The organism is Streptomyces sp. NPDC012510 (assembly GCF_042955065.1).
Taxonomy (GTDB): domain Bacteria; phylum Actinomycetota; class Actinomycetes; order Streptomycetales; family Streptomycetaceae; genus Streptomyces.
The window spans coordinates 22,337-41,478 of record NZ_JBIBEN010000011.1 but is presented as its reverse complement, the minus strand read 5'-3'; the positions used below and the strand labels follow the sequence as shown (position 1 = coordinate 41,478).

15 protein-coding genes are annotated in these 19,142 nt (G+C 71.9%); 13 read left to right on the top strand and 2 right to left on the bottom strand.

The genetic code is table 11. The features are described 5' to 3' along the window. Positions 1-129 precede the first annotated feature (129 nt). From ACFY9I_RS21190 to ACFY9I_RS21145, 10 genes are all read left to right on the top strand, one after another. On the top strand, positions 130-1,074 hold the full coding sequence (locus ACFY9I_RS21190) for a C45 family autoproteolytic acyltransferase/hydolase (protein ID WP_391003784.1): 945 nt from the start codon (positions 130-132) through the stop codon (positions 1,072-1,074). A 257-nt stretch (positions 1,075-1,331) separates the two neighbouring features. Continuing rightward, a complete protein-coding gene (locus ACFY9I_RS21185; RefSeq protein WP_391003782.1) occupies positions 1,332-1,472 on the top strand; it encodes a hypothetical protein in 141 nt (46 codons plus the stop codon). 213 nt (positions 1,473-1,685) lie between these two features. Beyond that, on the top strand, positions 1,686-2,894 hold the full coding sequence (locus tag ACFY9I_RS21180; RefSeq protein ID WP_391003780.1) for an RNA ligase: 1,209 nt from the start codon (positions 1,686-1,688) through the stop codon (positions 2,892-2,894). A 2-nt stretch (positions 2,895-2,896) separates the two neighbouring features. Next, the gene (locus ACFY9I_RS21175; RefSeq protein WP_391003778.1) at positions 2,897-3,811 is read left to right on the top strand and encodes an AAA family ATPase; all 915 of its coding nucleotides are present in this window, start codon (positions 2,897-2,899) and stop codon (positions 3,809-3,811) included. Positions 3,812-3,930: 119 nt separating this feature from the next. Continuing rightward, complete coding sequence (locus ACFY9I_RS21170; RefSeq protein WP_391003777.1) at positions 3,931-5,364, top strand: DEAD/DEAH box helicase; 1,434 nt, start codon at positions 3,931-3,933, stop codon at positions 5,362-5,364. A gap of 97 nt (positions 5,365-5,461) precedes the next feature. Then, positions 5,462-5,635 (top strand): hypothetical protein, encoded by a 174-nt coding sequence (locus ACFY9I_RS21165; protein ID WP_391003775.1) that lies wholly within the window; start codon positions 5,462-5,464, stop codon positions 5,633-5,635. A 76-nt stretch (positions 5,636-5,711) separates the two neighbouring features. Then, positions 5,712-7,706, top strand: a complete 1,995-nt coding sequence (locus ACFY9I_RS21160; RefSeq protein ID WP_391003773.1) for a GDSL-type esterase/lipase family protein — start codon at positions 5,712-5,714, stop codon at positions 7,704-7,706. A gap of 153 nt (positions 7,707-7,859) precedes the next feature. Then, positions 7,860-8,210, top strand: a complete 351-nt coding sequence (locus tag ACFY9I_RS21155; protein WP_391003771.1) for a VOC family protein — start codon at positions 7,860-7,862, stop codon at positions 8,208-8,210. A gap of 244 nt (positions 8,211-8,454) precedes the next feature. Then, complete coding sequence (locus ACFY9I_RS21150) at positions 8,455-10,617, top strand: SpoIIE family protein phosphatase (RefSeq protein ID WP_391003769.1); 2,163 nt, start codon at positions 8,455-8,457, stop codon at positions 10,615-10,617. 155 nt (positions 10,618-10,772) lie between these two features. Then, positions 10,773-11,216: a hypothetical protein gene (locus tag ACFY9I_RS21145; RefSeq protein ID WP_391003767.1), complete on the top strand. Its 444-nt coding sequence runs from the start codon at positions 10,773-10,775 to the stop codon at positions 11,214-11,216. A 118-nt stretch (positions 11,217-11,334) separates the two neighbouring features. Here the strand turns inward: ACFY9I_RS21145 and ACFY9I_RS21140 are convergent, their stop codons facing one another. Continuing rightward, positions 11,335-11,937, bottom strand: a complete 603-nt coding sequence (locus ACFY9I_RS21140; protein ID WP_391003765.1) for a hypothetical protein — start codon at positions 11,935-11,937, stop codon at positions 11,335-11,337. A 120-nt stretch (positions 11,938-12,057) separates the two neighbouring features. Continuing rightward, entirely contained in the window at positions 12,058-13,095 is a 1,038-nt protein-coding gene (locus ACFY9I_RS21135; RefSeq protein ID WP_391003763.1) for a GNAT family N-acetyltransferase, read from the bottom strand. A 116-nt stretch (positions 13,096-13,211) separates the two neighbouring features. On the opposite strand from ACFY9I_RS21135, the gene ACFY9I_RS21130 reads away from it, so the two are divergent. The 3 genes from ACFY9I_RS21130 to ACFY9I_RS21120 are packed head-to-tail and all read left to right on the top strand — an operon-like array spanning position 13,212 to position 19,134. Beyond that, positions 13,212-14,072: a hypothetical protein gene (locus ACFY9I_RS21130; RefSeq protein ID WP_391003761.1), complete on the top strand. Its 861-nt coding sequence runs from the start codon at positions 13,212-13,214 to the stop codon at positions 14,070-14,072. Further along, positions 14,072-16,882: an ABC transporter substrate-binding protein gene (locus ACFY9I_RS21125; RefSeq protein ID WP_391003759.1), complete on the top strand. Its 2,811-nt coding sequence runs from the start codon at positions 14,072-14,074 to the stop codon at positions 16,880-16,882. The genes ACFY9I_RS21130 and ACFY9I_RS21125 overlap by 1 nt, the downstream gene beginning before the upstream one ends. Beyond that, the gene (locus ACFY9I_RS21120) at positions 16,882-19,134 is read left to right on the top strand and encodes an ABC transporter substrate-binding protein (RefSeq protein ID WP_391003757.1); all 2,253 of its coding nucleotides are present in this window, start codon (positions 16,882-16,884) and stop codon (positions 19,132-19,134) included. The genes ACFY9I_RS21125 and ACFY9I_RS21120 overlap by 1 nt, the downstream gene beginning before the upstream one ends. Positions 19,135-19,142: the final 8 nt, after the last annotated feature.

The window sequence follows — 19,142 nt, the reverse complement described above, 5'->3', positions numbered from 1 at the left end:
GTGGTTCGGGCCGGAGGCTTGCCGCCGAGGCGGGGTACAGGGCACGCGCACCCTGGTGGACCCTGGTGAACTGCCGCTGAATTTACGTAGGTTGCGAGAACTCCATCAACATCAACGGGAGCGACAGCCATGAGTCAGCAACGGATGACCTTTCGGGCGATCGACGTCGGTGACGGCGGCGACGGACAGTGGGCCGCCCACACGCAGGCCCTGTGGCCGGTCACGGAGGGCTGGATGAGCGAGGAGGGCCGGACTCCGGAAGGCGCGGCCCGCGCCAGGAAGCTGTTCGAGACGCACATGCCGGAGTTGGTGCCGGTACTCGACCGGCTGGCCCGTCAGCTCGACCGGCCGGGAGGGGAGACCTTCCTGACGCTCGCAACCTTGCGCCCCTTCTTCGCGGGCTGCACCCAGATCGGCAGCGACGGCACTCTCCTGCGCAACTACGACTTCAGCCCCGACGAGTGTGAGGGCACCATCGTCTCGTCACACTTCCTCCGGCCGGTGATCGGAACCCAGGACGCGGGCTGGGGGTTGCTGGACGGGATGAACGACGCCGGGCTCGCGGTGTCGCTCACCTTCGGCGGGCGCTTCGTCCACGGCCCCGGCTTCGCCATCCTCATCGTGCTGCGCTACCTGCTGGAGACGTGCGACCGCGTCGACGAGGCGGTCGACAGGTTGCGGTCCCTCCCGATCGGGATCCCTCAGAACGTCACCCTCGTCGACCCCGACCGTGCGGTGACGGTCTTCGTGGGGCCGGACATACCGCTGACCGAGGCGCCGGAGGCCTGCGCCACCAACCACCAGCACCTGCCGGTCCCCGACGAACAGGAACGCTTCTCCCGTACCCAGGAGCGGTTGCGCACCATTCGCGGGGCGGGCGCGGACGTCGCGGCGATGCTGAAGCCGCCGCTGTACCTGTCCGCGTACGACCAGGGTCTGGGTACGGTCTACACCGCGCACTACCGGCCGACCGAGGGCCGCGTGACCTACCACTGGCCCGGAGAGTCATGGGAACAGTCCTTCGCCGACTTCGCTCCGGGCTCCCGGACGGTGACCCTCGGCGAGGCCGCCTGAGGCGTCACGACCGCAGGCGGCCTCGGCCGTGGTGGAGAATCCTCGGCATGACGACTTGAAGAGCACGGCACGGTCGGCAGCCCTGGCGCAAGGTCGGGGCCTGGGACACGGTCGCCGACGGGGATCAGCGGTTCTGTGCCCTGTGCGGGACGCCTGTCCGGTCGTACCAGTACCGCTTCCATCCGCGCGAGTCAGCCATGTTCGAGCGCTGCGTCGGACTCGCGTGGTGTGCCGGTTGCCGGATCTACCGCGGCTCGATGGTGCGCGTCCCCCGTGAGCGGGTCCTCAACGATCCGCTGGCCTCGCTGCCCGCCGAGCGACGGGAACGCCTCCTACGGAGCGAGACCAAGCTGATCGAGTTCCTGGAACGGCAGGCCAGGGGTCTCAGTGGCGGGTGACAGGGTGACCGCACGAGTGAGGAGCCGGACGGGTGCCGGCCGGCTCTGCGCGGGTATCACCGAGCTGGGCGCGGAGGGGTTCTGGTACGGCGTACGGCTGTGTCGGCCGATCCCTGCTGTGACCTGTGCCTCTTCTCCGCGGGCTCCGCGAGAAATTCGGTGGGCGCCGGCCCTCCCCCACGTGACAATCAGGCATCAGCAAGGGGAGGAAACATGAGCCAGGCCCACCTGACTCTTCATGAGCTGCTGCCGCCCGTGGAGTTGGCGGCGGCGCTCGACGCGGGGCACGTCACGCGCAAGGCGCACCCGGAACTGCCGCTGTCCATCTACACGTACACGAGGACATGCCAGTACGAGCGGGTGTGGACCCGGGTGACCACGCGCTGCCGGGGCCTCGTGGCCGACGATGTCACCGGTGAGATCGTCGCGCTTCCGCTGCCGAAGTTCTTCAACGTCGGTGAGCACGAGTCCGGTCAGCCGTACGCCCCGAGCCTTCCCGACGAGCCGTTCGAGGTGTACGACAAGGTGGACGGCAGTCTGGCGGTGGTCTTCCACTACGCCGGCCGGTGGCGGGTCGCGTCCAAGGGTTCGTTCATCAGCTCCCAGGCCACCTGGGCGCAGCGGCTGCTCGACCGGAAGGACACGTCCGGCCTCGTGCCCGGGGTGACCTACCTCGCCGAGATCCTGTACCCGGAGAACCGGATCGTCGTCGACTACGGCGACCGTCGTGATGTGGTGCTGCTCGCGGCGTTCGCCCAGGACGGCACCGAAGTCCCCCTGGCCGAGGCCGCCGCCGGCTGGCGCGGCATCGGCTCGGTCGTGACCGTGTGGCCCGCCGTGCCGCTCGCCGAGTTGCTGGCCATGACGGAGGCCAATCAGCGACCGGGCGGCCGGGCGGCCACGGGCACCGACGCGGAGGGTTTCGTGCTGCGCTTCGCCTCGGGCGTCCGCGCCAAGGCCAAGTTCGCCGAGTACGTCCGGCTCCACAAGGTGCTCACCGGTGTCACCGAGCGGGACATCTGGCGCGGGCACGGTGTCCAGCGGTTCGCCGGCCTGCCGGCCAAGCAGGTGGCGCAGGCGCTGGGGTGCTCGCCGGAGGACATCGAGGCGTCCGCCGGCCGGCCCCTGGACGCGCTGCTGGAGCAGGTGCCCGACGAGTTCGACACCTGGGTGCGCGGTGTCGTCGCGGGGATCGAGAAGCAGGTGGAGGACCGGGAGCAGGCGATCGACGAGGCGTTCGGGTCCCTCGCCCACCTGGGTGGCGACCGGGGAGCCTTCGCCCGCGCGGTGCGGGCGCTGCCCGACGCGGCCCTGCGCCCCGCCATGTTCCTGCGCCTGGACGGCCGCCCGACCGAACTCGTGACCTACCGTTCCGTCCGGCCCGAGGCGACCGACCCGTTCAAGACCGACGAGGAGAACTGACCGTGCCCGTGGTACACGTCATGACGGGGCTTCCGGCCTCGGGGAAGACGACCGCCGCGCGCAAGCTGCAGGCGGAGTCCGAGGGCCGGATGCGTCGGGTCAACCTGGACGATCTGCGCTCGATGCTCGACATCCCGGCACCCGAGCGCGGCCGGTCGTACGCGCATGAGCAGACCGTGCTGGCGATCCAGGACGCGGCGGTGCGGGCGGCCGTCGACGGCGGTTTCGACGTCGTGGTGGACAACACGCACATGACACCGCACATACCGAAGCGGTTGAAGGCGGCGGTGGCGGGGCTGGCCACCTTCGTCGTGCACGACTTCACGGACGTACCGGTGGAGGAGTGTGTACGGCGCGACGCCGAGCGGGACAGGCCGGTCGGGGAGGAGATCATCCGGATCCTCGCCGACAAGCACGCGAAGTCCCGCAGCGGCGGCTGGCGCCTCACCGCGGAGTGGCTGAACGACGAGCCCACCGTAGAGCCCTACACCGCCGACCTCGCGCTCCCTTCGGCGGTCATGTGCGACATCGACGGCACCCTCGCCCTCCGGGGCGACCGGAGTCCCTACGACTTCACGCGCTGCGAGGAGGATCTGCTCAACGAGTCGGTGCGCGGGGCGCTGCGTTCCTTCCGGCAGGCCGACGGCGACGTGATCGTCCTGCTCTCCGGACGTGGTGAGGAGCACCGAGAGCGGACCGAGGCGTGGCTGCGCACGCACGACATCCCGTACGACGAGCTGTGGATGCGCGCCGCCGGCGACCACCGTCGCGACGATGTGGTGAAGGCCGAGTTGTTCGACCGGCATGTACGCCACCGCTTCGCCGTACGGGTCTCCCTCGACGACCGTGACCGGGTCGTCGCCGTGTGGCGCCGTATGGGCCTGCCGACGTGGCAGGTCAACTACGGGGCCTTCTAGGTCTGCGGCTCGCCGGTGTGCCCACTGGTAAAATGGCGGCACGCTTCGACACCGCCGGGGCCCGTACCGAGGGGTACGGGCCCCGGCGCGTTCCGGGCGCCCGAGAAGGAAGGTTCCCCATGAACGCGAAGCCGTCGGCCTCCGAACTGTCCCCTGCCGGCGAGGGCCGGCGTGAGAGAGCGCCGAAGGGTGAACGCCCGCAGGGTGAACGCCCGAAGCCGGAGACGGGGCCGCAGAACCCGTCTCCGGCCGAGTCGTTCGAAGCGCTCGGACTGCCGCCGGAGCTGTTGGAGACCATGACCGGTCTCGGCGTGACGGCGCCCTTCCCGATCCAGGCGGCGACCCTGCCCGACGCGCTGGCCGGGCGCGATGTCCTCGGCCGCGCGCGGACCGGCTCGGGCAAGACGCTGGCCTTCGGCCTGGCGCTCCTCGTCCGGACGGCAGGCCGGCGAGCGGAGTCCAAGCGGCCGCTCGCACTGGTCCTGGTGCCTACCCGGGAACTCGCGCAGCAGGTGGGCGACGCGTTGGAGCCGTACGCACGGACACTGAAGGTACGACTGGCGACGGTGGTCGGCGGGCTGTCGATCAACCGGCAGTCGGCGCTGCTGCGGACCGGTGCCGAGGTGGTCGTCGCCACACCGGGACGCCTGGCCGATCTCGTGTCACGCCGGGACTGCCATCTGGATCAGGTGCGGATCACTGTGCTGGACGAGGCGGACCAGATGTGCGATCTGGGGTTCCTGCCGCAGGTGTCGGAGATCCTGGACCGGGTGCGCTCCGACGGGCAGCGGCTGCTGTTCTCCGCCACGCTCGACCGCGATGTCGACCATCTGGTGCGCAGCTATCTCCACGACCCCGTTCTCGCCTCGGTCGACCAGGTCGCCGGCTCGGTCACCACGATGGAACACCATGTGCTGAACATCCACCCCGCCGACAAGTACGCGACCGCGACGGAGATCGCCGCGCGGGACGGCCGGGTGCTGATGTTCCTCGACACCAAGGCGGGTGTGGACCGGTTCACCCGCCATCTGCGGGCGAGCGGGGTACGCGCCGGGGCACTGCACAGCGGGAAGTCGCAGCCTCAGCGCAGCCACACCCTCGGCCAGTTCAAGGACGGTGAGATCACCGTGCTGGTGGCCACCGATGTCGCGGCGCGGGGCATCCACATCGACGCGCTGGACCTCGTCGTCAATGTCGATCCGCCCGCCGATGCCAAGGACTATCTGCACCGTGGCGGGCGCACGGCGCGCGCCGGGGAGTCCGGGAGAGTGGTCACTCTGACCACCCCCGACCAGCGGCGCGAGGTGAACCGCCTCCTGTCCGACGCCGGGATCCGTCCGACGGTGACACAAGTCCGCTCCGGCGAGGCGAGGTTGACCGCGATCACCGGGGCGAAACGCCCGCCGGCCGGGACGAGGTCCGCCGGCGGCAACGCCCCCTTCCGAGGCATCGGCACTCGTCCCGGCCGCCCCGCGAAGGAGTCCCGCAAAGCCGCCGAGGCCCGCAAGGCCGCGGAAGCCCGCGCGGCGGCCCGGGTACGCAAGGGCCGCTGACACCGAGGCACGCCGCTCAGCGGTGGGGGCGGTGGCGGATGGGGGCCAACCGCGGAGGCGACGGCGCCGCGAACCACGCACTGCACACCATGTGCTCGTGCGCATGCGTTTCGACGAACGCACCCGCACCTACGTCGAACACCGCACCATTTTGCAGGTGTCGCGTGGCCGCACCGGCCAGTGGGCCTGGAGGTATGCCGAGCAGCTCCATGCCCCTGCGGCCTTTTCCCTCACGAAAACGCCCAACTTCCTTCTCTGCGCGGCCTCTTGACGGTGAATCGTTTCACTGGTTCCGTGAGAAGGCTGTTTATGGGAGCGCTCCCACAATCGGTGAGAAAGGATTCCCCATGCAGACCTCCCCCCACAGGTCAGCGAGACGAGGCCTGGCGGCCGTCCTCATGGCGGTACTCGTCGGCTGTCTGCTGTCCTTGACCGGCCTCCACCCGGCGCACGCCGCGCCGGGTGACGGCTCGGTCTCCGACCCCAACCTCGCCTACGTCGGCCGCTGGGACACCGGTTCCGGCACGACGGCCGTCGCCAACTGGACCGGTGCGTACGTACAGACGTCCTTCACCGGCACCACCGTGAAGGTGAAGGCCAGGAACGCAGTCAACCTCTATGTCAGCATCGACGGCGGACCCGATGTCTTCCACGCGGGTGTACGCGGCACGGTCGACCTCACGCCCCGGCCCCTTGCTTCGGGGACCCACACCCTGCGGATCACCTACCGTTCCGGGGACACGGTGTTCCAGGGCCTGGTCCTGGACGCCGGTGCCCGCACGGTCGCTCCGAGCCCGTCGTCCGGCCTGATCGAGTTCGTCGGCGACTCCATCACCGCCGGCGCCCTCACCGACCGGCTGGCGCTCGACTCGTACGCCTGGAAGACCGGCGAGCGGCTGGGCATGCGGCACACACAGATCGCCCGCTCCGGTTACTGTCTCGTCGCCGCGTCCGGATGCACCGGTCTGAGCGGCCAGTTCTTCAAGTCGGCCAGTACGGGCGCCACCGACTGGGACTTCTCCCGCTACCGGGCGAACGCGGTCGTCATCAACCTCGGCACCAACGACATCGGGCGCGGTGTGTCCGGCGCCGCGTTCCAGTCGGCGTACACCACCTTCCTGCGTGACGTGCGCGCCAAGTACCCGAACGCGACGCTCTTCGCGGTGCAGACCCTCAAGAAGCGGTACGTCGCCGAGACCAAGGCCGCCGTCAGCGCGCGCAACAGCGCCGGTGACTCCAAGGTGCGCTATGTCGACACCACCGGCTGGCTCACCGACGGCGCCGACTACGAGGACGGCAACGGGCATCCCAACGAGGCGGGCCACACCAAGTTCGCGAGCCGTCTGGCGCCGATCGTCGGCGCGGCCCTCGGCACCGCGACCACCACGTCGGTGAAGGCGGCCGCCCCCGGTCAGCCCGGCGACCCGAACATCAAGTTCGTCGGACGCTGGGACACCAGCAGCTCCGCCACCGCGTACACGCCGTACTGGGCCGGCGCCTACTACCGTGTCGGCTTCACCGGCCGGACCGTCCAGCTCAAGCAGCGCGGCACGATCGACTTCTGGGCGCGGATCGACGACGGACCCGTGAAGTTCTACGACGACGTGAAGGGCACGGTGAATTTGACTCCCACCGCGCTGTCGGCCGGCCGCCACACCCTTCAGGTCAACTACCAGGTGGTGGCGGGCTCCTATCGCGGTGACGCCGTCTTCCAGGGGCTGGTCCTGGACAGTGGGGCCACGACCTTCGCGCCGCCCTCGCCGTCCAAGCTCGTCGAGTTCGTGGGTGACTCGATCACCGTGGGCACGACGTCCTCGCAGAACGCGCGTACCGCCTACGGCTGGCTGATCGGGGAACGGCTCGGCACCGAGCACACCCAGATCGCGCAGGGCGGCGCGTGTCTCGTCGCCGCGGCGGACGGCTGCGTGGGCCTGGAGCGGCAGTACACCAAGCTCAATCCCAACGCGGCGACGCCCGACTGGAACACCTCGCGCTACCGGGCCGACGCCGTCGTCATCAACCTCGGCACCAACGACGTGGGCCACGGGGTCAGTTCGACCCAGTTCCAGGCGGCCTACAGCAGTCTGCTGCGCAAGGTCCGCGCGGCACATCCACAGGCCTGGATCTTCGCGTTGGAGACCTTCCGAGGACGGTACGTCCCGCAGACCGAGGCCGCCGTCCGGGCGGCGGTCGCAGGCGGTGACACCCGGCTGTCCTTCGTCGACACGACGGGCTGGCTGGGCTCCGGCGATCTCAGCGACGCCGTCCACCCCAACGATCGGGGCCACCGCGCCATCACCGACCGCCTCGCCCCGATCATCGCCGCGAGGATCGGCGTCTGACGCACAGCGTGCGGCACACCGCACCAGCGTGACACCCGCGCCGCCCGCGGCAGCCGCGCCGCCCGCACCCGCCGCTCCCCCGGCCCAGGTGCGGGCGGACTCCCCGAGGTCGGTGCCCGGGGCCGGGGCGCCCGCCGGGCCTACCATGGCCGCATGGCCGTCGATCTCTTCGCAGGCATTCCGGTGAACGACTACGCGGGGGCGCTCGCCTGGTACGAGCGCCTCCTGGGTTCCCCGCCCGCGTACTCACCGAACGACACGGAGGCCGTGTGGGAGTTGGCGGAGCACCGGTACCTGTTCATCGAGCACCGGCCCGGGCGCGCCGGCCACGCCCTGCACACCGTCTTCGTCGACGACCTCGACACCCGTGTCGCAGGCATCACCGAGCGGGGGCTGCGGCCCCGTAGCCGCGAGACCTACTCCAACGGCGTACGCAAGGTCACGTACGAGGATCCGGACGGGAACGAGATCGGCTTCGGCGGCGGCCCCGTCCGACCTGTCTGACCACGGGCGGGGGGGCGGCGGCGCGGCCGCCGCGGTGGGGGCCGTGCGACCGCCCCGCACCGGCATGCCGCCACCGCCTCGGGGGCGTATGGTCCGCATATGGGTGACGTGCGGTGGATGTGGTGCGCGGTCGCGCTGCCGGGGTCCCCTGAGCGGGTGCCTTCATCCTCCCGTGGCCCGGTGGACCGGGCCGAGGCCGCCCATCGTCGCGGCCGCTTCCGGTGCGTAGAGAGTTCCGCGTCCCATGGGCGCGCGGTCCGGGGCGGGTGAGGGCGTGCCGGAAGCTGGTGCCGTTCGGTCGGGTCGGGGCTGTGCGCCGGAGGTGCTGGAGTCCGCGCTGCTCGAGTCCGCCCGGGAGATCGGCACGTCCGTGACGGCGGTGTATCTGCTGCCACCGGGCGAGTCGGTGCTGCGGCTGGCGGTGCTGGGCGGGGTCCCCTGGGAGATCTCCATGCCCTGGGCGCGGGTGCCGGTCAATGCCTCCTCCCCGGTGTCCGACGCGGTGCGGGAACACCGACTGGTGTGGATCAGCGGCGAGGAGGAGCTGGCCCGCCGCTATCCACGCATGGCGCTGGTCGTGCCGTACCGTTTCGCGCTGGCCGCCGCTCCGATCAGCACCGGTACGCACACCTGGGGCGGCCTGGTGCTGCAGTGGCCGGCCTCGCATCCGCCGCAGCCGAGCCCCAGTGAGCGGGAGGCCATCACCGGCGTCTGCCACCGGCTGGGCATGCTGCTGCGGAAGGCTGCGGACGACGGCCATCCGGTACGGGCCCCGGACGAGCCGCTGATGCTGCCCCCGCCGCGCTCGAGGACGGCCGGGCCGGCCGAGGCGCAGGCCGCGGTCGACTTCGCCGAGCGCCTTCCCGGCGGCTGCTGCTCGCTCGACGTGGACGGACGGATCACCTTCCTGAGCGCCAGGGCCGCCGAACTGCTCGGGGCCGACATCCCCGACCTGCTGGGTGCCAAGCCGTGGGAGGCGCTGCGCTGGCTGGCGGACCCGACCGCCGAGGACAGCTACCGGGCGGCCATGCTCAGCCGCGAAACGGTCTCCTTCATCGCCCTGCGCCCGCCGGACCGGTGGCTTTCCTTCAGCCTCGTACCGGACGCCTCCGGCATCAGCGTCCATGTCGCGCCCACCCATTCGGCCCACGCGCACGCGTCGGTCACGTCCTCACCCCGGCCGCGTCCGTCGTCCCCCTCCGCGCCGGGGAGGGCCACTTCGCTGTACCACCTGATGCATCTGGCCGCCACGCTCACCGAAGCCGTCGGGGTACGCGATGTCGTCGACCAGGTCGCCGAACAGGTGCTGCCCGCCTTCGGCGCGGCGTCCCTCGCCCTGATGACCGCCGAGGAGGGCCGGCTGCGGATCATCGGCTACCGCGGCTACACCGCCGAACTCATGGAACGCTTCAACGCCGCCCCGCTCACCTCGGACACCCCCGCCGTACGCGCCCTGACCACGGGCGTGCCCGCCTTCTTCGCCACCTTCGCCGAGCTCGAGCGCGCCTATCCCCCGGCCATGCTGCAGGACGACATGGCCGCCTGGGCCTTCCTCCCGCTGATCACCTCGGGCCGCCCGGTCGGCTCACTGGTTCTGGCCTACCAGCGGCCCCATCCCTTCGCCACGGAGGAGCGCGCCGTCCTCATCTCCACCGCCGGACTGATCGCCCAGGCACTGGACCGGGCCCGTCTCTACGACACCAAGCAGCAGCTCGCCCGCGATCTCCAGGCCGGCCTGCTGCCCCACGCCCTGCCCCGGGTCGCGGGACTGGACGTGGCCGCCCGCTACCTACCCGCCACCCGTGGCATGGATGTCGGCGGCGACTTCTACGACCTCATCCGCCTGGACGCCACCACGGCCGCAGCCGCCATCGGCGACGTCCAGGGTCACAACGTCAACGCCGCCGCCCTCATGGGGCAGGTCCGCACGGCCGTCCACGCCACGGCAGGCGCGCCGCCCGACGAGGTCCTCGCCCGCACCAACCGCCTGCTCACCGACCTCGAACCCGACCTCTTCACCAGCTGCCTCTACGTCCATCTGGATCTCGCCACGCACCGCGCCTGCCTCGCCACGGCCGGGCACCCTCCCCCGCTGCTGCGGCATCCCGACGGCCGCACCGAGCCCCTCCACCTACCCCCGGGCCTCCTCCTCGGCATCGACCCGGACGCCGCCTACTCCTCCACCGTCGTCCCGCTTCTCCCCGGCTCCGTACTGGCCCTCTACACCGACGGACTCGTCGAGGCACCCGGTGTCGACATCGACGACGCGGTCGACGACCTCGCCCACGCGCTGGCGCGAGCCGAACCCCCGGCCATGGACACGGTCGCCGAATCCCTCGTCCACCATGCCCGCCGCGCCGCGCCCCGCAGCGACGACATCGCCCTCCTCCTCATCCGCCCCACGTGATGCCGCCGACGGTGACACCGAGCCGTCCCGGTCGGCTGAGCAACAGCGCCGTACCACCCGGAAGCCCCGTACAACCTTCGAACCCTTTGGCTCGTCTTCACCACTGAACGGAACAATCCGACCCTTTGTCCAGACTCGTTCCAACGGGGGAACACATGAACTCGACCCGCACGCGTCGCGGCACCGCCGCAGCGCTCACGGTCCTGGTGGCGGCCGCCCTCGGGGCCGCCGGCGCGGGAGCCTCGAACGCGGACACCGCCGCCCCACGCGCGCGGCAGATCGCCTCGTCCACGCTCGGCTCCGACTACAAGATCACGCTGACCGCGCTGCGGTCGACGCAGGACGAGTACGCCGCGTCCGTGCGCCTTCAGGTCTACACACAGTCCGGTGGCGCGTGGAAGGAATCGGACCGGGTGACCGTGGGCGATGTGGACGGCTGGTTCTGGTACCCGCTCACGGGCAAGGGGGCCGTCTGCCAGTTCTCGACCGCCGGCACCGAGCCGGCGCCACTGACCGTGAGCCTGCTCCTCACGCCCTCCCTCGGCTGCTCCGATCCCGTCCCCTACGTGGTGAAGCAGGGCAGGATCTACGCCGGCTGAATTCCCCCGGCGCGTCCCGTCTCCGACGACGTGCGCACAGGCGGTGCGCATGAGGCCTCCCGGTGCTCGGTTCGCATGACGATGCCGAACGAGCGCCGGGAGGCCTCTGCTGACGGCGTCAGCCGGTAGCGTCCGGACCGCGTGGTAGCCGCACGTCCCGGGGCCAGCCGTTCAGTCGGGGGAATTGCCGCATGAAGCGCTCGCACCGGGCGGCGAAGTCGTCGCCTCGGTCGGGTAGCCGGGTGAGCTCGATCATCCGCGTGGGATCCGGCTCGGGCTGCCGCAACATGGAGATCTCCGCGTCGATGAACTCGCCATCACCCAGGCTGCCGGCGGCCAGGGCAAGGGCGGTCGCGGTCACGACGCCCACACATGTCCGCGAGGGACTGAAGACCGCCTCCACCGGTTCACGCCGGTCAGGCAGAGCATCGTCGTCCGCAAGCTCTCGCGGGTCCCACACCATCAGTCGCACCGTGTCCCTCAGGCCGGCGACGCGGAAGCCGAAGTCACGCTCGCCAGGACACTCCTCGGCAAAGGTCGTGGGACGCTCGCCCACCAGCACGGTGCCGAGCTCTCGGTCGCCGAGTCGTCGACCCGCGTCGACGAGACGTCCCTGATCGAATACACGGTCAGTGATCACGTCGATGACAGGGACCGTTCGCAGACCGAGCAAACGCGTCAAGGTCTCCCGAGCCGCGGCAACGAGCGCGTCCAGGGGCACGGGAGCGTGCATCGTTCCGACGAGGTCTACAGACATGCCGCCGAAGATAGCCCCAACTCGCTCTGTTCCTCGCTGAATTCATGGGCCTGTTCCCGCCCTCGTCGTCCCGGGCCGAGGTCGTCACAGGAGCGTGGCGTGGATGTGAACGGGGAGGCCGGAGCGGGAGACGGCGGCGCGTTCGAAGGGAAGGCCGATCTTCTCCGCGACGCGCTGGGACGGGCGATTGGCGGGACGGATGACCGCGACGAGTCGCTTCGCGTGGAGGACGTCGCGGGCGTGGTCGCGGCAGGCGGCCGCGGCCTCGGTGGCGTAGCCGTTGCCCTGGAGGTCGGCCCGGACCCGGTAGCCGACCTCGAGTTCGATGACTCCTTCGATCTCCTGTGGTGTCAGACCGCAGTCGCCGACGAACTCGCCGGTGGCGCGGAGGGTGACCAGCCAGAGTCCATGGCCCTCCTGCCGGTAGAGGCGCTGGTTCCAGGCGATCCAGGCCAGGGCTTCCTCTCGGGTCATGGGCTGGGGGTAGTGGCGCATCACGCGCGGGTCGCCGAGGAGCGCGGCCATGTCGTCGAGGTCGTCCTCGGTCATCTGACGGAAGGCGAGTCGTGGGGTGGGGGTGGGAACCGGGGTGGGAGTGAAGGCAGGGATGAGGGTGGGAGTGAGGGCAGGGATGGGGGTGGGAGCTGGGACGGGGGTGGGAGCAGAGGCGGGGGTGTGCCGGCGGTGGCGATCCACGGGGTTTCCTCGTCTTCTCTCCGTGTCCGGGTCGTTCGGCTCGCCGGGTCTCATCTCACCCTGCGTGCCCGGCGGGTGAGGCGGGGGACGCGGTCGAAGATCGATGCCAGGCGGGTGGCCTGGTCGAAGAGGGTAGTGAGGGGAGCGGTCGCCGTCCACGTGGGTGAGGGTCTCCATGCCGAGGTGGAAGGCGACCGCCGCGCCGGCCAGTACGCGCACCCGGACGGCGGATGCGAAGGGTATACCGCGCAGGAGGGCTGTGCGGTGTTCCTCGGACAGCTCCTCCCACTTGCGGGTTTCCAGGGCGAGTTGGGCCGCCAGTCGGGTGCCGGGCCGTGCGCCCGCGTACAGCTCCTGGACGCCGGCGATGTGCCCGGTCTCGGTGTCCTCGTCGTACAGCTCGCGCAGCCGCGCCACGACGGACACGTGCCCGGTCGATGCCGGCGAGTGCGAATCGACTCGTCGGGAACCGCTCCCTCCCCGATTGCGTGCCTCTGTACGATCTCCGGTCACACAGGGGGATCTCGGTGGAGGGGGCGGCGATGGAGAGCAAATCGGCTGGACACAGAGGGGGTTGGCGGCTGAGGGCCGCCGCGTCGGGCACCGCGGCGGTGGTGCTGCTCGGTGGGTGCAGCGCTGACGCGGCGGACACGGCGGCCGAGCCCGGCGGCAGGGCTTCGGAGGGCTCCACGCCGTCGGCTTCCGCCTCCGGACAGGCTTCGACGGAGGACGCGGAGCCGTCGGCGACCCCGTCCCCGACGCCCTTCCAGGCGGACCCAAACCGTGTGCCGCGTTCCAGGGAGCGGGGCGCCACGTTCGCGGAGGCAGTCGTGATGCGGCCGCAGGACTGGGGACCGGGCTTCCAGGCGCAGCAGCCGCTCGCCCGCAGCGCCGAGAACACCGTCGCCGTACTGGACAAGGAGTGCCGGTGGCAGCGCCGGGCCCTGCCCGACGACGTACTCGCCTCCGTGTCGCTCTACAGCCGACTCCCCGGCACCGGCAAGCGCGGCACGATCAGGGTGACGGCCTCCGTGACGGTTCACACCACAGTGGCCGATGCCGACGACGCGCTGTCCGAAGCGCTGGAGGAGGCGCTGCGCTGCCCCGAGCAGCAGGTACGCGCCGACGAGCGGATCGCGGGACTGATGTCCGTGGGCACACCCTTCGGCCGACGCGACAACACCTACGCCGACGACTCGGTCTTCGAGTCGGGCGACTATCTGACCGGCAGCGGAAAAGAGCCGTACCGGTGGATGGTCACCAGGCTCGGAACGGTGACCGTGGCGGTGTCGATCAAGGGCGCCCAGGGGTACACCGCCCCCGAACTGGACCAGTACATGACGCGCGGCACCGTCACCATGCTCGACCGGGTGTCGTACGAGCTCGGCGGAGGCGAGGGCTGATGGAGCGGTTGCGTTCTTCCGACCCGGCGCGGGTCGCCGGTCACCGTCTGCTCGGCCGGCTCGGCGCCGGTGGCATGGGCGTGGTCTACCTCGCGCGTACGGCGACCGGTTCGCTGGTGGCGTTGAAGGTGCTGGCGGCCGAGTATGCCGAGGACGAGGGTTTCCGGGAGCGGTTCCGGCGTGAGGTCGAGGTCGCGCGTCGCGTCGGCAGCCCGTGGGCGGTGCCCCTGGTGGACGCCGACGTGGACGCGCAGGCGCCGTGGCTGGCGACGGCGTACGTACCCGGGCCGTCACTGGCCGAGGCGGTGGCCGCGCACGGGCCGTTCACCGAGTACGGGTTGCGTGTCCTCGGCGGACGGCTCGCACTGGCGCTGGGCGAGGTCCACCGGGCCGGACTGGTCCACCGCGACCTCAAGCCGGGCAATGTGCTGCTCGCTCCGGACGGGCCTCGGCTGATCGACTTCGGGATAGCCAGGGCACCCGAGGACACCGCGCTCACCGCGACGGGTCTCGTGGTCGGCACCCCCGGCTACCTCTCGCCGGAGCAGGCCGAGGGGCGTGGCGGCCCGGCCATCGGCGCGCCCAGCGATGTGTTCTCCCTCGGCTGCGTCCTGGCATTCGCGTCGACGGGCCGCCCTCCGTTCGGCACCGGGGCGCTCGACGCCCTCCTGTACCGGGCCGTGCACGACCCGGCCGACCTCGACGGCGTCCCGGCCACGCTCACCGCACTGCTGTCCCGCTGCCTGGAGAAGGAGCCGGCCCGACGGCCACGGGTCGAAGAGGTGGCGCGCGAACTGCTTCCCGAGGAGGAGGCCGTAGGGGCGCCTGCCCGTGAGGCAGGGGCCGCACGGGCGCTGCCTCCGGAGGACACGGCCGTACGGGGGTCATCTCCTGATGAGAAGGCCTCCGTGCGGGCGCTGTCGCCCGTCGGCTCGGCGGGTCCTGCGAACGCGGAGGCCGGGGAGACCGGCCCGCAGGATGGTGAAGCCGAGGAAGCCGGCCCGCGCGACGCCGAGGCCCGAGAAAGCGACCCTCAGGACACCGAAGCCGCGGAAGCCGGCGCGCGGCGAGGTGAAGCCGGGGAGAGCGGCGCGCGGGACGGTGGGGTGGCCGTCGGCGATGCCCTGCCCGGCGGCGCCGCCGAGGCGCCTGCGGATGCGGTGCCGTACACCGGTGGCGAGGCCGCCTCCTCCGACGGACCTGTCGACGCACCGGACGGCGGGGCCGGGCCCACGCGCGGGCCTTCAGACGGGCTTTCCCAAGAGCCTTCGCGGATTTCGGCGAGTGCCGGGGTATCAGCCCGGTCCACTGACGGCCTGGACGGCACTGCTGACGGCCCGGTCGGCACGTCGGCCGACGCACCCGGCTCCTGGCTCCCCGAAGAGGTCGTCCGGTTGATCGCCCGGCGTTCGACCGAGGCGCTCGCGCTGCCGGACATCGAGCGCACCGAGGTCTCGGCCGGAAGGGCGGAGGCGGAGGCGGAGGCCGCAGCGAACGGCGACTCGCCGAGCGGGACCTCTCCCCGGCCCTCCGGTGCCGAGGACGACACCGCATCCCCCGCCTCCGGCGCCGGTGACACCCTGGCCACGACCGCCGGTGCCCCGGACGCCCCGTCCAGGCGTCGTCTTCTCCTCGCCGGCGCGGGCGCGGTCCTCGCCGCGGGGGGCGGTGCGACCTGGTGGGCGCTGGGCCGGGACGGCGCTTCGGGCGGCGGGAAGCCGGCCGCCGCCTCCCGACGCCCCGCCTACACCGTGGCCCTGCACGGCGACCTCAGCGGCGACCAGCGCGTCACCGGAAGGGCCCAGGAGAACGGAGTGCGGCTGGCCGTCGCGGAGTTCAACGCCCGGGGCGACGCCCCCTTCCAGGTAGCCGTACGGGCCGTGGACGACTCCGGCGACCCGGCGGAGTCGTCCCGGATCTCGAAGCGGCTCGCCGACGACCCCGCCGTCCTCGCCGTGGTGGGTCCGACCACGGACGCGACCGCCCAGTCGGCACTGGCGGCCTACGACGCCGGTCTGCTGCCGGTGATCGCGGTGTCCCCCGGCGCCATCGGCCTCGCCGTCCAGGGTTTCCGCTCCTTCCTGTACGCGCGGCTGCCCGACCCGGTGCTGGCCGTCTACATCGACCCGGTCCTGCGCGGCACCCGCCCCCGCAGGGTCGGTGTGGTCGTCGACCGGGCGTCCGACACCTACGGAGGGGAGATCGGCAGCAGTCTCAGCGCACAACTGCACACGGCAGGGCAGCCGTACATCCCCCGGGTGGTCAGCGCCATGCGGTCCGGCTTCGGCGACACGGTGGACGACCTGCTGGCCGCCGACAGCGACGCGTTCGCCTTCGCCGGACTCCCCGACCGCGGCGCGTCGTTCGCCCGGACGCTGCGGGAACGCGGCTTCTCCGGCGTCCGCGCCTCCGGGCCGGCCTTGCTCGACCAGGGCTTCCTGTCGGCGGCGCGGGAGGCCGCCGACGGGTGGACGATCGTCGCACCCGTCGTCGACGCGACGCGGGTACCGGCGGCGAAGGCGTTCGTGGACGCCTACCGGCAACGGTGGAAGACGGCCCCGCCCCGGTACGCGGCCGAGGCCTACGACGTGACCGGCATGGTGCTGAAGACGCTGGCGGAGCTGCCGGCGAAGAAGCGTACCCGCGAGGAACTGCTCGCCGGTCTGCGGGCCGCCGAGTACCAAGGCATCACCCGAAAGTACGCCTTCCAGAAGAACGGCCTGCCGGTCATCGACGGCACCGGCGGCTTCGTCTGGCACGTCGAGGACGGAGCGTTCGTGTACGGCGGCCCCGCGCCGCTGCAGGCCTGATGGAGCCGCTGCGTACCGCCGACCCGTCACGGCTGGGCGGCTACCGTCCACTGCGACGGCTGGGCGTCGGCGGTATGGGCGTCGTGTTCCTCGCCCGCGCGCCGGGCGGGGCCTTCGCCGCCGTCAAGGTGGTACGGGCGTCCCATGCCGACGACGAGGGGTTCCGTGCGCGGTTCCGCCGGGAGATCGAGGCGGCCCGGCAGGTCGCCGGCCCCTGGGTGGTACCGCTGCTGGACGCGGACGCCGACGCGGAGAACCCGTGGCTGGCGACCGCGTTCGTGCCGGGTCCCTCCCTCGCGGAGGTCCTTCAGGAGCACGGGACGTTGTCGCCCGCGTCCGTGGGCGTGCTGGGGCTGCGGCTCGCCGAGGCGCTGGACGCGGTCCACCGGGCGGGGCTGGTGCACCGCGACGTGAAGCCGGGCAACGTGCTGCTCGCCGCGGACGGTCCACGTCTGATCGACTTCGGTATCGCGCGGGCCTCGGAGGGTACGGCGCTCACCTCCACCGGTGTCATCGTGGGCTCGCCCGGCTTCCTGTCGCCCGAACAGATCCGGGCGGGCGGCGCCGGGATCGGCCCGCCCAGCGACATGTTCTCGCTGGGCTGTGTGCTGGCCTTCGCCTCGACCGGCGTACGTCCGTTCGGTGGCGGGGCGGCTCCCGGGGTGCTGTTGCGCACGGTCTACGACGAGCCGGAGCTGTCCGGCGTCCCGGAGGCCCTGGAGCCGGTCGTACGGGCGTGCCTGGACAAGGATCCGGCACACCGGCCCACGGCCGTCGAGGCCGGGGCGGCGCTGGACCGTGCCGTCCCCGGCGACCGGGAGCGATGGCTGCCGGAGCCGGTGGTCCGGTTGATCGCGGACCGGTCGGCGGCCGTGCTCGCCATGGGCGCGATCGAGCCGACCCGGGTGTCCGCGCCTGCCTCGACCGCGTCGGCCTCGGCCGGGTCGGAGGAGGCGATCGGGAGCAGGTCGGCGAACTCGGACGCGGCCACGCTCACGTCGCTCCTCGGGGCGCGCGGCGACGCCCCGTCGGCGAGCCGCCGGGGCGTCCTGGCGCTCGGTGCCACGGGGGCCGGTGTGCTGGCGGTCGGCGGCGGGGCCTGGTGGTGGCACGAACGGGGCGACCGGAAGAACGGCGCGGGCGCGGGCGGCTCGCCCTCGACCGCCCTGCGCACCGGACTCCTCGTGGCCTTCCAGGGCGATCTCTCCGGCACGGCCGGCGAGATCGGTCGCGCGCAGCTCAACGGTGCCCGGCTGGCCGTCGCGGAGATCAACGCCGACGGCACCCGGCCGCTGCGGCTCAGGCTGCGCGCGTACGACGACGGGGGCGAGCCCCATCGGACCCTCGACCGGGCGGCACGGCTGGTGGCGGACGAGCGGGTGCTCGCGGTGCTGGGCCCGACGACGGACGCGTGCTTCCGCACCGCGGAAGCCACGTACAAGCAGGGCGTCATGCCCGTGCTCACCGTGTCCGTGGGAGCGCCGCCGCAGGTCGGGGACACCACGAGCACCCTGCGGTCACATGCGCAACTGACGCCCACCGACGATCTGCTCGCCGCCCCGTGCCATCGGTATCTCACGGGATCCGTCGACGCCCGCGACGTGGCGCTGATCGAGGACCGGGCCGAGGGCGACTTCGCCTGGACCCTCTGCAACTACGTCCAGCGCGGCCTGAGCCGCTCCGGCAGGAAGGCGAGCGTCACGAGTGTCGCCGCCGGGAGGCTCGACCACACCGCGCTCGCCGAGCGGGTCGTGGCGGCGCGGGCCGACGCGGTGGTGTTCAGCGGTGGTCAGGAGCGCGCGGGCGCCTTCGCGTCCGCGCTGCGCCAGGCCGGGTTCTCCGGAGCCCGGGTCGCGACCCAACGGGCGTTCGGCACACGGTTTTTGGAGACGGCGGGCGCGGGCGCCGACGGGTGGGTGTTCGCCACCGCCTTCATCGATCCGACGGCCACCCCTGCAGCCCGCTCCTTCACCGAGGCCTACCGGGCGCGGTACGGGGAGCCCCCCGGCCGGTACGCGGCGGAGGCGTACGACGCCGTCCACTTCCTGGCCCGGGTGTGCGCGGGCGAGGTCTCCCCTCTGACGGAGCGCGGCGCGATCGTACGCCGTATGCGGGAGGTGCGTCACAAGGGTGTCAGCCGCACCCTCGCCCACACCACCGACAAGGGGTACGACAGCGACGGGATGTTCCTGTTCCGCGTGGTGGACGGGGAGTTCGGTTTTCTCGGGCAGTACGAGAAGGCGCAGAGGTGAAGCCCGGT

Excerpts from the sequence above, each read along its gene's own strand:
- ACFY9I_RS21190 (WP_391003784.1), top strand. The coding sequence starts at position 130 with ATGAGTCAGCAACGGATGACCTTTCGGGCGATCGACGTCGGTGACGGC.
- ACFY9I_RS21185 (WP_391003782.1), top strand. The coding sequence starts at position 1,332 with ATGGTGCGCGTCCCCCGTGAGCGGGTCCTCAACGATCCGCTGGCCTCG.
- ACFY9I_RS21180 (WP_391003780.1), top strand. The coding sequence starts at position 1,686 with ATGAGCCAGGCCCACCTGACTCTTCATGAGCTGCTGCCGCCCGTGGAG.
- ACFY9I_RS21170 (WP_391003777.1), top strand. The coding sequence starts at position 3,931 with ATGAACGCGAAGCCGTCGGCCTCCGAACTGTCCCCTGCCGGCGAGGGC.
- ACFY9I_RS21160 (WP_391003773.1), top strand. The coding sequence starts at position 5,712 with ATGCAGACCTCCCCCCACAGGTCAGCGAGACGAGGCCTGGCGGCCGTC.
- ACFY9I_RS21155 (WP_391003771.1), top strand. The coding sequence starts at position 7,860 with ATGGCCGTCGATCTCTTCGCAGGCATTCCGGTGAACGACTACGCGGGG.
- ACFY9I_RS21150 (WP_391003769.1), top strand. The coding sequence starts at position 8,455 with ATGGGCGCGCGGTCCGGGGCGGGTGAGGGCGTGCCGGAAGCTGGTGCC.
- ACFY9I_RS21145 (WP_391003767.1), top strand. The coding sequence starts at position 10,773 with ATGAACTCGACCCGCACGCGTCGCGGCACCGCCGCAGCGCTCACGGTC.
- ACFY9I_RS21130 (WP_391003761.1), top strand. The coding sequence starts at position 13,212 with ATGGAGAGCAAATCGGCTGGACACAGAGGGGGTTGGCGGCTGAGGGCC.
- ACFY9I_RS21125 (WP_391003759.1), top strand. The coding sequence starts at position 14,072 with ATGGAGCGGTTGCGTTCTTCCGACCCGGCGCGGGTCGCCGGTCACCGT.
- ACFY9I_RS21120 (WP_391003757.1), top strand. The coding sequence starts at position 16,882 with ATGGAGCCGCTGCGTACCGCCGACCCGTCACGGCTGGGCGGCTACCGT.